The organism is Microcystis ichthyoblabe FBCC-A1114, from assembly GCF_050500245.1.
Taxonomy (GTDB): domain Bacteria; phylum Cyanobacteriota; class Cyanobacteriia; order Cyanobacteriales; family Microcystaceae; genus Microcystis; species Microcystis ichthyoblabe_A.
The window spans coordinates 4,250,001-4,262,703 of record NZ_CP191408.1; the positions used below are offsets into that span (position 1 = coordinate 4,250,001).

The window sequence follows — 12,703 nt, forward strand, 5'->3', positions numbered from 1 at the left end:
CAGAGAGGCTTAGACTGTGACCAATGTAGCGATCGATGTCCGATTAACCGAGACTTCTCTGTGGCAATGGCAAACATGGCAAGGATTGCCCTATCTTACCTGTAATCTCCTAGAGGACTGGTCCCACGGCTTTTTTACCCGTCATTATTACCCCCAAACCCCGGAAGCTTTTACGGCTGCTCTAGGGGCAAATGTACCAGTTTATCGGGTCAAACAGGTACATGGCGATCGCCTATTAAATCCCCAAGGGATTACTAACCCAGAAATAGCCGAAGCGGATGGAATTATTACCGATGCTTCCGGTCAAGGGATTTGGGTGGCCAGTGCTGATTGTACACCTGTACTAATAGGCGATCGCTCTAGCGGTGTTGGGGTGGCGATTCATTCTGGATGGAGAGGGACAGCTAAGGGAATAGTTGTCAAAGCAGTTAAGCAGTTATTAAACTCCGGTAGTTGTTTAGATAACTTAGTGTTGGCCCTGGGGCCGGCAATTGCCGGGGAAGTGTATCAAGTAGAGGCAGAAGTTGCCGTAGAAGTGGGTTTAAGTTTATTTCCTCAAGAAACCAATCCCGACCAAATTCTGGCGAATTTATTTAACCTCTCCCCTTCCCCCTTATTTGCTGACGAGGAAAAAGGAAAAGTTCGCTTGGACGTGCGAAGGGTGATTTATCATCAACTACAACAGTTAGGAATTAGAGATCAACAAATTGCGATCGCTCCTTTTTGTACCTATCAACAAGAGGAGCATTTTTTCTCCTATCGTCGGGAAAAAGCCAAAAAAATCCAATGGTCTGGCATAGTTAGTCGTTAATGATTACTGCACACTGATAACTGAAAAATCCCCCCTCTCCCATGCGTATTGTTTTTTTCGGAACCCCGACTTTTGCCGTCCCCACCCTCAAAAAATTATTAGCCAATCCCGATATAGAAATAATTGCCGTCGTTACCCAACCGGACAAGCGCCGGGGAAGGGGTAATCAATTAATCCCCTCACCGGTGAAACAAATAGCCATAGAACAGCAAATACCAGTTTTACAGCCTAAAAGTGTCAAAAAAAATGCTAAAACCTTAGATTTTCTCAGACAATCGCGAGCGGATGCCTTTGTAGTAGTTGCCTACGGACAAATCCTCTCCCCAGAAATTCTAGAGATGCCGAGATTAGGCTGTATTAACGTTCATGGCTCAATTTTACCGAAATATCGGGGAGCAGCCCCCGTGCAGTGGTGCATCGCTAGGGGAGAAAAAGAAACCGGCATTACCACCATGTTAATGGATGCGGGCATGGACACCGGACCGATGCTACTGAAAGCCTACACCCCGATCGCTCTTTTTGACAATGCCGAACAGGTGGGAGCAACCCTAGGCCAAATGGGGGCGGATTTGCTCCTAGAAACCCTCTCTAAGCTCGATCGAGCAGAAATTACCCCAATTCCTCAAAATAACGATGATGCCACCTATGCCCCTTTAATTCAAAAATCTGACTATCTAATCCACTGGCAAGATTCGGGCCGGACAATTCACGATCGAGTCCGGGGTTTTTATCCTCATGCGCTAACCACTTTCCGGGGACAACCCTTTAAAGTGATGGCCACTATTCCCCTAGACGATCCGGAGCAACTGCCTCGAGAATTACAGACAAAAGACCTTTCTCATCTAAGCGGAGAAGTGGGATCGATCGTGGCTCTCTGGAAAAATTTCGGGCCGGTGGTGCAGACGGGAGCGGGTTTATTATTATTAAAAGAAGTGCAATTATCGGGAAAACCTCCGCGTTCTGGTGGGGATTTGGTCAATGGTTCCCGTTTAACTATTGGTGAGATTTTCGGTCAATAGTTTTCGGGGTATGGCTTTCCTTTGCTCCTCTATGCTTCACCGGCGAAGATTTTTTTTAACTTGCGAAAGCGATCGGAATAACTTCTTAATACTTCGATCGCAAACATGGGGGTTTCCTGCACGGCAAATAAAAACTGCGGTTGATTGAGATAGGCTAATTTACAATCAGTTTTGGCGATAGCTGTGGATTCTCGCAGTTTATCTGGGTGCAGGAGCGCTCCTGCTCCGAATACGTCCCCTTTTTGTAGAGTTTCTATCAATTGCCCCTTGATATACATCTCCACCTCTCCACTAAGAATACCGTACATTAAATCGCCCTCCGTGCCATCGGCAAAAATAACTTCACCAGTTGGAAAAGTGCGATCGGGATGATTTTCGAGAATTTTAATCGTCTCTACGGGACTTAACATGATTTAACAAGAATTTTTCGGGTTATCTCTCCCATTTTCCAATAGATTGAACTGCCCGATCATCGTTTTTGTATGTAAGAATACTTGAAACTTCTCTACCTGACAAAGATTCGGTTTGACTCTCAGAAATGCTTTGTTTAATCCGACATTCCGCACATCTTCATATACCTTTATATATTTTTACATTCCCCAAGATGTTTTGACGAAAAAGCTTCATTGTAGAAACTACTATTGAGAACATTTTCAATAATTGATTTTTTCTGAGAAAACAAATTACAATTCTTCACCTTGATGAAAATCGATCCTTGTAGCTACAATCTTTACTGGCAAAGGGTTGTAAGCAATGTATTAGTAAAAATTATCAATTGAATGTTAAGAAGTGCGGAAGGTGGGTTTAATGCTTGTCGGGGAGGGAAAATTTCCGTCTTCATACCTTTATCCTCTTCCTACCCAACCCGATTTTTGAGTCTATTTTTTTCTCTCTTATCTTCCCTCAAAAACCCTATATATATGGGCAAACGGATTCCCATTATACATAAAGTATAAAGCAAGTCTCGCCATTTGTCAAGGGTTTTTCTGAAAATCTCCCCACTGCCTTGACAAAACACTGGGGTTAAAACTGTTCGATCGCTGCTTGGGTGATTTCTGCGATCGCGGCTAAACTGGGACTAACTTGGCCAGTATCGGTGGACAACCAGAGAAGATACTCGACATTACCCGCAGGTCCGGTAATGGGAGACCAAGTTAAACCCCGATAGAACCATCCTAAGACTTCTGCGGCCTGTAAAACCTGAAAAATTGCCCCTGCTTGGTCTTGGTAGTCGCGAACTACCCCTTTTTTGCCGACTTTTTCCCGTCCCACCTCGAATTGGGGTTTGACTAATAAAATCGCTTCTCGCGGTGGATTTAATAGCGTCCACAGGGTCGGTAAAACTTTGGTCAGGGAAATAAAGGACAGATCCATAACTGCTAAATCGGCGGGTTTTTCCTGTCCGTATAACTTTTCTGGGGTTAAATAGCGAAAATTAGTTCTTTCTAGTAAAATAACTCGTTGATCCTGCCGTAAACTCCAGGCCACTTGTCCATAACCCACATCGACCCCATAAACCTGTTTTGCTCCTTTTTGCAAGAGACAATCGGTAAATCCCCCCGTGGAAATGCCTCCATCTAAACAAATGCGATCGCTGACATCGATGGCAAACAATTCTAAGGCCTTGGCTAATTTTTCGCCCCCCCTTGACAAATAGGGCAGTTTCTGCTTAACCTCGATCGCCGCTGACCGATCGATTTCTGTGGCCGGTTTATCGATGATTTGGTGATTGACTTTCACCTCTCCAGCGCGAATTAATCGCTGTGCCTGTTGACGGGAATCACAGAGATTTTTGGCTACCAATAATAAATCTAATCTTTCTTTCGGCAAGGAAGGCCTCCCAATAATCAGCGCCTAATTCTAAAAAATACCTTATTTTTCCCCAAGCAATCCCAGAAGGAAGATTATAAGTAAAGAAAGGGACAAGCGGAACCCATCAGCCAAATTTTCGCTGCCATCACGATATTTTATGGATAAAGATACTCGATTCGCCGTTTTAGTCATTGGCATTCCCTTTCTCGGACTAGCTTACTGTGGCTTGATTTTTGCCGTGATGATTTATTGGGTCTGGGCCCGGGAACATCCCGTGACCATGGCCACTTTTTTTGTCCTTGCTCCTTCTTTGATTTCTGGCTCTATTTGGCTGTTAGCTTCCTATAAAGCCCGTCAAAAGCAGCGTTTGGGTTTATAGTTGAATGTAGAGGCCGATGGCATTCGTCCAAAAAGAATCAACTGGATTTTAGAACTTGGTTTAGGTCTTTAGTGTCAACCTCGGCCTAACCGATGGCGATCGCTGTCAGGGATTGGGAAAAAAACCAAAAAGTTTAGCAGCCCCTCCTAAAATGGCGACAACTAGGGCGATAAAAATTCCCCGGTTGGTAAATTCCTGATAAGCAACCCGTGTCGTTAGTCCTTTAATTTCCGTAGTTAGTCGCTCATCTAAAGCTTTAATGTCCCCTCTGATCTCCGATTGTCCTATTTCTACTTTGGTTAACCGTTCATCGATTTTGTCGAATTTTTGATTGACATCTCTTTGTAGGGAGTCTATTTTCCCCTCGATCCTTGTCAGAACAGCTTCTAGGGAATAAGTAACGGTTTCGTTAGCCATTTTTTAATTGCGATCGCTGGTGAGATTGGGGATACCTAAATATGTCAGTTGTCTTGGCATGGTGCGATCGCTCCAGCTAGTTGTGCAAGTGAGCAGTTAAGGGATTGACATAGCTTTAATGTTTGAGATGGGTTCATTCTCGGTTCCCTGTAGCCTGTTTCCCAATTGCTTACGGTTTGCACTGTCACACCTAACCGTTCCGCTAGTTTTCTTTGAGTTAACCCAGCGTTTTCTCGTAATTTCTGCATACGCTGTCCTAGTTCCCTATCCGTCATTATATCTCAAAAATCATCTAAAAATACTGTTGACATTATATAACTATCATTATACATCAAGAATATAAAGGAAGACGACCGCCCTTCGGTGACTTACTGGTAAAAAGACAATGAAGTTGTTGAATAAATCGGTTTTACTTACCGTTTCTGACTTAGTGCGTCCAAAAAGAATTAATAATCATTCTTTAGTCAGAATCAGAGCAGCACAAGGCTGACATTTAGGGGCTGGGCGCGATAGGATAAAAAAGTGCTAGATAAAAACCCCTCTCCCTTACAGTCCCTAGTTGCGGGTCACTGGTTCAAGCTCATCTGTGGAGCTAGTTACCAAGATTTGCCCACGATTCGCAACCTCGCCTTGGCCTATACTATCGCCGGGGCCGATTGTATTGATGTGGCTGCCGATCGAGCCGTGATCCTTGCGGCCAAGGAAGGCATCGAAACGGCGGAAAAAATCGCTGGATTCTCCCCAAATCGACGACCTTGGTTAATGGTCAGTCTCAATGACGGTGAAGATCCCCACTTTCGCAAAGCTGTCTTTAACCCGCAACTCTGTCCGGTCGATTGTCCCCGTCCCTGCGAAAAAATCTGTCCCGCTTATGCTATTGATGGGGGGGGAGTGATTGAACAGCGCTGTTATGGTTGCGGTCGCTGTTTACCCGTTTGTCCCCCGCAGATAATCGAGACAAGATCCCGTGTCTGTCAACCCGCAGAAATTATCCCCTTAATTATCGAAATGGGAGTAGATGCGATCGAAATTCATACCCAAGTCGGTCATGGAGAGGCATTTGCTCGACTCTGGCAAGCGATCGCACCTTTAACTAAAAACCTAAAAATCCTCGCCATAAGTTGCCAAGATGATGAATATATCATTGATCACCTCCACTATCTGCGAGAAACCATTTCACCCCTAAGCTGTCCTCTGATTTGGCAGACGGACGGCCGACCGATGAGCGGCGATATCGGCAAAGGGACCACCCACCCGGCCATTAATATGGCCAAAAAAGTCCTTTCCAGCAATCTAGCCGGATTTGTGCAGTTAGCCGGGGGAACCAATGACCACACCGTGACCAAATTACAGCAACTGGGACTGAGAAAAAAAATCGCTGGTATTGCCTATGGAAGTTACGCCCGTTCATTGATTTTGCCAATTTTAGAGCATTTAGACCAGCCTAACCTTGAAAATGACCCACAAGCCTACCAAGAAGCCCTTAAAGCCGCTTCTATGGTGGTTGCTCAATTAAAAGCCTAGCCTTGGTCAAAAAACTATAATACTTTTTTAATTGACAACTAACCCATAAATGTGTTAGACCCCAAGAAAATCTTGGAAATAAAAACGGCCAATTATCGCCAAAACCCTTTACTATTAATGCCAGAAACCCTACCCTCCTCTCGGATGCCAGTGACCGACGATTTAAACAAACTCTTGGCAATTCTACCGGCTCGGATTCGCGGCAAAATCGAGGAACACCCGCGGCAGCATCAACTAATCGAAGTAGTTATGGATTTGGGACGCATACCAGAAGCGCGTTTTCCCGATGGGGCGATCGATCTGGGAGACGAACCGATCTCAAAAGAAGAAATCCAGTATTCGATCGCCAGGGTGGGCAGTTTTAGCGGCGATAATCGCGCCGGGATTGAACGCACCCTGCACCGGATCAGTGCCATTCGCAATCGAGACGGGGAAATTATCGGTTTAACCTGTCGTATCGGTCGGGCTGTTTTTGGTACGATCACCCTGATTAACGACCTAGTGGAAACAGGAAAATCCCTGCTGCTGCTCGGTCGTCCGGGGGTAGGAAAAACCACCGCTCTCCGGGAAATAGCCCGAGTTTTAGCCGACGATCTTAACAAACGGGTAGTAATTATCGACACCTCCAACGAAATCGCCGGAGATGGAGATATTCCCCATCCGGCCATCGGTCGCGCTCGTCGGATGCAGGTGTCCCGTCCGGAATTACAGCATCAGGTCATGATCGAAGCAGTGGAAAACCATATGCCAGAGGTAATCGTGATTGATGAGATCGGTACGGAATTAGAAGCTCTCGCTGCTCGCACGATCGCCGAACGCGGGGTGCAGTTAGTGGGAACGGCCCACGGCAATCAATTGGAAAATTTAATTAAAAACCCGACTTTATCGGATTTAGTCGGGGGAATTCAGGCAGTAACTCTCGGAGACGAAGAAGCACGCCGCCGGGGTTCTCAGAAGACCGTTTTAGAACGCAAAGCACCCCCCACCTTTGAGATTGCCATCGAAATGTTGGAACGTCAGCGCTGGGTCATCCACGAGGACGTATCTACTACTATCGACCAACTGCTGCGGGGACGGGAAGCAATTGCCCAAATCCGTTGGGTAGATGAGGAGGGAAAAATACAGGTCGCTCAGGAAGAACCAAAACCGGAAAACCTCACCCCTTTGCGCGGCAATTATCTGCCAGAAATGGATAAACCCAAGGGATGGCGGGCCGATGGCCGGATGACCCCCGTGGCCCGTTTCCCTGCGGGCCCTCTCAACCGGGAAAACGATTTTGATCGCCTCCTCGAACAATCTTGGCTACAGGAGGAACCGGAAACGGAAAAAGTCCGCGTCCCCGGTCCCAATGGCGAAGATTGGCCGGTTTATGTCTATCCCTACGGAGTCAGTCGCGCTCCGATCGAGCAGGTAGTACAGGCCCTAGATTTGCCGATCGTTTTGACCAAAGATTTACAGGAGGCCGATGCGGTGCTGGCCCTGCGTTCCCACGTTAAAAATCAGTCAAAATTGCGGCAAATTGCCAAAGTAAGACAAATTCCGATCCACGGCATCAAATCCAATACCCTGCCCCAAATTTCTCGCGGTTTAAAGCGGATTTTGGGCATTGATGACCCGATGAATCAGGAAGGTGCGGATCTGCGTTTATTTGCCCGCAGCGGTAGTGATGACGAGATCGAAGCTTTGGAGGAGGCCCGGTTAGCGGTGGAACAAATCGTTATTCCTACCGGCCAACCGGTGGAGTTACTGCCCCGCTCGGCGAAAGTGCGGAAAATGCAGCACGAATTAGTGGAACATTACCGTCTCCAATCCGATAGCTTCGGAGAGGAACCGAATCGCCGTATTCGCATCTATCCAGCTTAGGAGTCAGGAATTTGAAGCGACGCAGGCTCATCATTATAGGTACAGGGGCGGCGATCGGTGCGGTGGCCGTCCGGATTATCCATCGTCCCGAATCGGAGGCGGAATTGCGGGCTAAAATGCCCCTAGCTGAAAGAATTAAGCTCTGTCTCGATCTGGCTAGTTTAATTCTAGCCAGATCGACTATCTCGATGGTTATTTGGGGAATTCTCTATCCCTATCTTACCCATCCAGAGTCATCGGGTTTTAACAATGCCTTGGCTGAATAGTTACTAATTCTGTAGGCAAATATTGCATCTAGAATTAGCTTTGTACGCTTTGACCCGTACTGGGTTAACTACGAACCTCTCTATCGGATTCCCGCTAAAGGCGGCCTCTCCGACTACCTTTCTTCCAATATTTAAGGAACCATTAATATCTGCTCCATAGAAATAACCCGACGAGCTTCTGAATAGTCCTCTTTTAATTCTCTTGCCTAAATAGCTTTTTTGCTTTTGAATAGACTCTAAGTCCAAGAAACTACATTTAGAGGTATAGCTTTCATTAGTTGTTTTGACCTCTATTCCTACTAAATTTGCTTTATAGGTAAGTTGTTCGATAAACCTTGAATGAGGAATATTTACGAATGACTGGTTATTTCTATCTCCAATATTAATGTTTTGTTTCCAGCCTTGATTATGACCAATAACTAAAAGGTTAATTTGATGAGCTAGTAATTTATCAATAATATATTTACTAGCGGTGTGGAGGTAATAATCCACCTGGCAATTACGCTTTAAAGTTAAACCTTGTATTCTTTTACTGGTCTTCTGGAGACTGGGTAATTCCGATTTGAGTTTAGCTAGTGTCTTGTTGTACTTTTGATTGCAGGATTTTAAGGCTTTTCCACATACTAAAGTTGGCTGAAATTCGGGAATATTAGAGGTAACAGCAGCTAGGTTATTTAAGCCTAAATCGATAAAAGCATATCTTTCTCCCTCTTGACTTGATGAGGATGGTTGTTCATAGACAATCTCTAAACAATAAGCACCCAATTTAGGAATAATCCTGACCTCTAAGACTTTCTTTAAATTAGTTTTAAATTCTAAATTAGTCCCTGATAGCTTGATTAAACCTTGCTTCAACGCTTTTTTAGAAATGGCTTGATAGTTATAAGTTAAAACGTTTCTACCTTTTTCCTTGTCTTTGTATCTTGGCAACTTAGGCTCTCCTGTAAATTTATCTGGCGATTTTTTGTATTGTTCTTTCGCTTTTTGGTAGGATTTAAAGGTTTTTTCTACTTGCTTTAATACTAACTGACTTACTTTGGCGGGTAAGGCTTGATAATCTGGACTCATTTTTAAGGCATGATGTAACTCAGTCATTGTTAAAAATGGTTGATGTGAAAAGAAAACTTGACGGTTTAAATAAACAGCACAATTATACAGATTCTTCGATAAAAATCCTAATTTATCAATTACTGAATAATTTTTGTGATTAAATTTAATTAGATGTTTTTGAACTAATTTCATCATTCTCCTCAAGGCATTTAATTAAACATTCTATCTTTCTATTTCGTTGTCTTAATGAGTATAATCGAGCGCAAAATGAGGTAATTATGCTCAGGAAGTCTTGCATTAAATCGTCTTTTCTTTCTTCTGCTAGATTAACGACCTCTAGATCTCTATTTGTTTGAGTTAAAAGAACTTTCAGATAATTAAACCCTACTCTGCTTAAACGATCTTTATGTTCTACGACAATCAAATTATAATCAGTTTGTTCTAGAAGTTTTAATAATAGCTTTCGATGATCATTGACTCCACTTCCTACTTCTTTAACTACTCGAACAATTTGATAGCCTTTCGCAATACAATAAGCTTCCAATCTTTTTGCCTGAGTCTCTAAGTTAGATTTATTTTCTGAACTAGAAACTCGCGCATAAATAGCTACTTTATTTTCACCGCAAGAACGGTCATCTTCAAAAATAATAATTGTTCCTGTAGGAAGACGTTCTCCTTGTAACTGCCCTCGATTCCACATTCTCCAAGCAGTGTCATAACTGATCCCTTTTTTCTTAGCATAATCTGATAGTTTCATGTGAACTGCAACGTAAACTTGTACTAACCATAATATTAGCAGTTGTTTGCAGTCATTTGCATATATTTTTTACAAAACTTTACAATACCAAGATTTACCCTTTTTGATGGGGGAAGTGGCAAACTATTAACTGTTACCGTTGAATGGGAAAAGACTGTGGATATTCGCTTAATCGTTGTCGATGTGGATGGAACGATCGCCGGGGATAACAATCAGGTTAATCCAGCTGTGGTGCAAGCTGTCTCGGCCGTCCAAAAAAAGGGAATTCCCGTCGCTATCGGCACTGGTAGGATGTACCGCTCGGCTTTACGCTTTCATAAACGTCTTAAATCCACTTTACCTATAATTGCTTACAATGGGGCTTGGATTCAAGATCCTGTTTCCCAAGTTCACCATCGACATACCCCCATTTCCCCCGACTTAGCGCTCGATCTTTTAGATTATCTCGAACAACCCCAATGGAAGGAGAAAATCTCCCTTAATTTTTATATGGACGATGTGCTTTATGTGCGGCAATTAAACGCGGAAACGGAATTCTATCGGCAGCGATCGGGTATTATTGCCGAAGCAGTGGGAGATTTACGCAAAGTGGCCCACAAAACTACTAAAATCCTGGCCATGGGGGAAGATAAGCAATTTATCGCCGAGATTTGGCAGCATTTACAGCAACGCTATCAAAATCAAGATTTATACTTTACCCAATCGAGTCCGACTTTTTTTGAAGTTACCCACGTTGAGGCTACCAAGGGAAGCGCCACCCAATTTTTGGCCGAAGATATCCTAGGATTACAACCTAAAAACGTCATGGCGATCGGTGATAATTTTAATGATGTTTCTATGCTCACCTATGCGGGTGTCGGTGTTGCCATGGGTAATGCTCCCCAAGCTGTTAAGGATCAAGCCGATTGGGTTGCCCCCAGTGTAGACTTAAATGGGGTGGCCGCGGCCTTGGAAAAGTTTGTTTTAATTTGAGGAATGGGGGAATGGGGAAGTGGGGAAATGGGGAAGTGGGCAATTTTAACTAAAACCCTAACACCTTACAACCCTAACACCCTAACACCAATTCGCTTTTTACCGAGAAAATTATGACTATTAATACGCAAACTGTTACGATTTCTAACAAAGATATTGACATAGATGCTTATTTAGCCATTCCCGATCGAGTGGGAATTTATCCAGCAATTATCGTAATTCAGGAAATATTCGGCGTAAACGACCATATTCGCGATGTCACCCGCAGAATTGCCCAAGAAGGCTATATAGCGATCGCTCCTGCCATTTATCAGCGATTTGCTCCCGGTTTTGAAACGGGGTACAGTATGGCAGATATCGAAATCGGTCGTCAGTACAAAGAACAAACCAAAGCAGCCGAATTAATCAGCGATATCCAAGCCACCATCGATTATCTTTATAGTTTGCCACAGGTGCAAAAAACCGGTGTCGGCACGATCGGTTTTTGTTTTGGTGGTCATGTGGTTTATCTTGTCTCCACTCTAGAGGATATCAAAGTTAGTGCCTCTTTTTACGGTGCAGGAATCACCACGGGAACCCCCGGGGGTGGTCAAGGGACAGTGAAGGTGACTCCCCAAATCAAAGGGACAATCTACGCATTTTTCGGGGTGTTGGATACCAGTATTCCTCAAAAGCAAGTGGATGAGATAGAAAACGCATTAACCCGTTATCAAATCCCCCATCGAGTTTTCCGCTATGAAAACGCCGACCATGGCTTTTTCTGCGACCAAAGGGCTAGTTATAATGCTAAGGCGGCCAAATCTGCCTGGGGTCATGTGCTAGAGTTATTTAGCCTTCTTAAATCTTAATGGTCTGACTCCTCAAGCTTCAGCTTACACTGGAAGCAGCTCGAAATCATACTTGTAACTATTCTATTTATCATGACACCGAACCCAGCCTTTTCCATGGACGATTTTGCCAAAGCTCTTGATCAATACGATTATCAATTTGAAAAAGGGCAAATCGTGCGCGGGAGAGTCGATCAACACACCTCCGATGGAGCATTCATCGATATTGGCGGCAAATCCTCCGCTTTTATTCCTTTAAGGGAAATTTCCCTCGAAAATGTTATTTCTATTGCTGAAGCTTTACCCATAGGTGCAGAATTCGATTTTCTGATTACCCGTGGACAGGACGCGGAAGGACAAGTTACCCTGTCTCTGCGGCAATTATTACTACAAAAAGCTTGGGAAAATGTCAGGGAAATCTCTGAAAGTGGCAAGTCGGTACAGCTGCGCGTCACGGGGGTGAATAAGGGGGGAGTGACGGGAGAAGTGGAAGGATTAAAAGGATTTATCCCTCGCTCCCATTTAATCGAAAAAAATGATTTAGATTCCCTGATCGGACAACTTTTAACCGCAACTTTTATTCAAATCGATCAAGAAAATAATAAATTAGTTTTATCTCAGCGAGAAATTGCTCGCGCTAACGCTATCAGTCAATTAGCTGTGGGTAAATTATTAAGTGGCACTGTGGTTAAATTACAACCCTACGGTGTCTTTGTCGATTGCGGTGGAGTGACGGGATTACTCCATGCTAAACAGGTGACAGGAGCCTCTTTTAATTCTCCCATGACTTTCTTTAAAGTTGGTCAAGCAATTCAAGTGGTAGTCGCGGAAATTGACGAATATAAAAACCGCATTTCCCTATCCACAAAAATCCTGGAAGCACACCCCGGCGAAATTCTCGAAAACTTTGCAGAAGTCATGGAAACAGCAGCAGAAAGATTAAAACAAGCTCAGGGAAAAACCCCAGAAACTTAGTGTAGGGTGGGTTAGGCGACAATAATTTAGA

General features: G+C 44.1%; 15 protein-coding genes. 9 read left to right on the forward strand and 6 right to left on the reverse strand.

Annotated elements, in window-relative coordinates:
• Positions 1-16: 16 nt before the first annotated feature.
• Both pgeF and fmt read left to right on the forward strand, forming a co-directional pair.
• On the forward strand, positions 17-811 hold the full coding sequence (pgeF, locus tag ACQY1Y_RS20670) for a peptidoglycan editing factor PgeF (protein ID WP_430013477.1): 795 nt from the start codon (positions 17-19) through the stop codon (positions 809-811).
• A 41-nt stretch (positions 812-852) separates the two neighbouring features.
• Positions 853-1,830 carry a methionyl-tRNA formyltransferase gene (gene fmt, locus ACQY1Y_RS20675; protein ID WP_069475440.1) on the forward strand — a complete coding sequence of 326 codons (978 nt, stop codon included), beginning with the start codon at positions 853-855 and terminating at the stop codon, positions 1,828-1,830.
• A gap of 29 nt (positions 1,831-1,859) precedes the next feature.
• Here fmt and ACQY1Y_RS20680 read toward each other — a convergent pair whose 3' ends face one another.
• Both ACQY1Y_RS20680 and ACQY1Y_RS20685 read right to left on the reverse strand, forming a co-directional pair.
• A complete protein-coding gene (locus tag ACQY1Y_RS20680) occupies positions 1,860-2,240 on the reverse strand; it encodes a cyclic nucleotide-binding domain-containing protein (RefSeq protein WP_430013478.1) in 381 nt (126 codons plus the stop codon).
• 613 nt (positions 2,241-2,853) lie between these two features.
• Positions 2,854-3,660 (reverse strand): TlyA family RNA methyltransferase, encoded by an 807-nt coding sequence (locus tag ACQY1Y_RS20685; RefSeq protein WP_024969913.1) that lies wholly within the window; start codon positions 3,658-3,660, stop codon positions 2,854-2,856.
• Between the two features lie 139 nt (positions 3,661-3,799).
• On the opposite strand from ACQY1Y_RS20685, the gene ACQY1Y_RS20690 reads away from it, so the two are divergent.
• The gene (locus tag ACQY1Y_RS20690) at positions 3,800-4,021 is read left to right on the forward strand and encodes a hypothetical protein (RefSeq protein WP_079209331.1); all 222 of its coding nucleotides are present in this window, start codon (positions 3,800-3,802) and stop codon (positions 4,019-4,021) included.
• Positions 4,022-4,126: 105 nt separating this feature from the next.
• Here ACQY1Y_RS20690 and ACQY1Y_RS20695 read toward each other — a convergent pair whose 3' ends face one another.
• Both ACQY1Y_RS20695 and ACQY1Y_RS20700 read right to left on the reverse strand, forming a co-directional pair.
• A complete protein-coding gene (locus tag ACQY1Y_RS20695; RefSeq protein ID WP_002737935.1) occupies positions 4,127-4,438 on the reverse strand; it encodes a DUF4164 family protein in 312 nt (103 codons plus the stop codon).
• Between the two features lie 44 nt (positions 4,439-4,482).
• Positions 4,483-4,713: a helix-turn-helix domain-containing protein gene (locus ACQY1Y_RS20700; RefSeq protein ID WP_016516364.1), complete on the reverse strand. Its 231-nt coding sequence runs from the start codon at positions 4,711-4,713 to the stop codon at positions 4,483-4,485.
• 247 nt (positions 4,714-4,960) lie between these two features.
• Here ACQY1Y_RS20700 and ldpA point away from each other — a divergent pair, with 247 nt between their 5' ends.
• From ldpA to ACQY1Y_RS20715, 3 genes are read left to right on the forward strand one after another with little or no spacing between them, the layout of a single operon-like run.
• On the forward strand, positions 4,961-5,962 hold the full coding sequence (gene ldpA, locus ACQY1Y_RS20705) for a circadian clock protein LdpA (RefSeq protein ID WP_430013479.1): 1,002 nt from the start codon (positions 4,961-4,963) through the stop codon (positions 5,960-5,962).
• 51 nt (positions 5,963-6,013) lie between these two features.
• Complete coding sequence (locus ACQY1Y_RS20710; protein ID WP_002773647.1) at positions 6,014-7,825, forward strand: R3H domain-containing nucleic acid-binding protein; 1,812 nt, start codon at positions 6,014-6,016, stop codon at positions 7,823-7,825.
• 11 nt (positions 7,826-7,836) lie between these two features.
• Entirely contained in the window at positions 7,837-8,091 is a 255-nt protein-coding gene (locus ACQY1Y_RS20715) for a hypothetical protein (RefSeq protein ID WP_430013480.1), read from the forward strand.
• A gap of 3 nt (positions 8,092-8,094) precedes the next feature.
• Here ACQY1Y_RS20715 and ACQY1Y_RS20720 read toward each other — a convergent pair whose 3' ends face one another.
• Positions 8,095-9,333: an RNA-guided endonuclease InsQ/TnpB family protein gene (locus ACQY1Y_RS20720; RefSeq protein WP_430013481.1), complete on the reverse strand. Its 1,239-nt coding sequence runs from the start codon at positions 9,331-9,333 to the stop codon at positions 8,095-8,097.
• Positions 9,305-9,898 carry an IS607 family transposase gene (locus ACQY1Y_RS20725; RefSeq protein ID WP_430013482.1) on the reverse strand — a complete coding sequence of 198 codons (594 nt, stop codon included), beginning with the start codon at positions 9,896-9,898 and terminating at the stop codon, positions 9,305-9,307. Before ACQY1Y_RS20725 ends, ACQY1Y_RS20720 begins: the two co-directional genes overlap by 29 nt.
• A gap of 156 nt (positions 9,899-10,054) precedes the next feature.
• On the opposite strand from ACQY1Y_RS20725, the gene ACQY1Y_RS20730 reads away from it, so the two are divergent.
• The 3 genes from ACQY1Y_RS20730 to ACQY1Y_RS20740 all read left to right on the forward strand — a co-directional run bounded on the left by ACQY1Y_RS20730 (position 10,055) and on the right by ACQY1Y_RS20740 (position 12,672).
• Positions 10,055-10,870 carry a Cof-type HAD-IIB family hydrolase gene (locus ACQY1Y_RS20730; RefSeq protein WP_409880144.1) on the forward strand — a complete coding sequence of 272 codons (816 nt, stop codon included), beginning with the start codon at positions 10,055-10,057 and terminating at the stop codon, positions 10,868-10,870.
• Positions 10,871-10,983: 113 nt separating this feature from the next.
• Complete coding sequence (locus ACQY1Y_RS20735) at positions 10,984-11,718, forward strand: dienelactone hydrolase family protein (protein ID WP_430013483.1); 735 nt, start codon at positions 10,984-10,986, stop codon at positions 11,716-11,718.
• 96 nt (positions 11,719-11,814) lie between these two features.
• Positions 11,815-12,672: a S1 RNA-binding domain-containing protein gene (locus ACQY1Y_RS20740; protein WP_002737055.1), complete on the forward strand. Its 858-nt coding sequence runs from the start codon at positions 11,815-11,817 to the stop codon at positions 12,670-12,672.
• Positions 12,673-12,703: the final 31 nt, after the last annotated feature.

What these genes read in the sequence shown, in the direction of transcription:
- fmt (WP_069475440.1), top strand. Translation starts at nt 853, where the DNA reads ATGCGTATTGTTTTTTTCGGAACCCCGACTTTTGCCGTCCCCACCCTC.
- ACQY1Y_RS20680 (WP_430013478.1), bottom strand. Translation starts at nt 2,240, where the DNA reads ATGTTAAGTCCCGTAGAGACGATTAAAATTCTCGAAAATCATCCCGAT.
- ACQY1Y_RS20690 (WP_079209331.1), top strand. Translation starts at nt 3,800, where the DNA reads ATGGATAAAGATACTCGATTCGCCGTTTTAGTCATTGGCATTCCCTTT.
- ACQY1Y_RS20695 (WP_002737935.1), bottom strand. Translation starts at nt 4,438, where the DNA reads ATGGCTAACGAAACCGTTACTTATTCCCTAGAAGCTGTTCTGACAAGG.
- ACQY1Y_RS20700 (WP_016516364.1), bottom strand. Translation starts at nt 4,713, where the DNA reads ATGACGGATAGGGAACTAGGACAGCGTATGCAGAAATTACGAGAAAAC.
- ACQY1Y_RS20720 (WP_430013481.1), bottom strand. Translation starts at nt 9,333, where the DNA reads ATGAAATTAGTTCAAAAACATCTAATTAAATTTAATCACAAAAATTAT.
- ACQY1Y_RS20725 (WP_430013482.1), bottom strand. Translation starts at nt 9,898, where the DNA reads ATGAAACTATCAGATTATGCTAAGAAAAAAGGGATCAGTTATGACACT.
- ACQY1Y_RS20735 (WP_430013483.1), top strand. Translation starts at nt 10,984, where the DNA reads ATGACTATTAATACGCAAACTGTTACGATTTCTAACAAAGATATTGAC.
- ACQY1Y_RS20740 (WP_002737055.1), top strand. Translation starts at nt 11,815, where the DNA reads ATGGACGATTTTGCCAAAGCTCTTGATCAATACGATTATCAATTTGAA.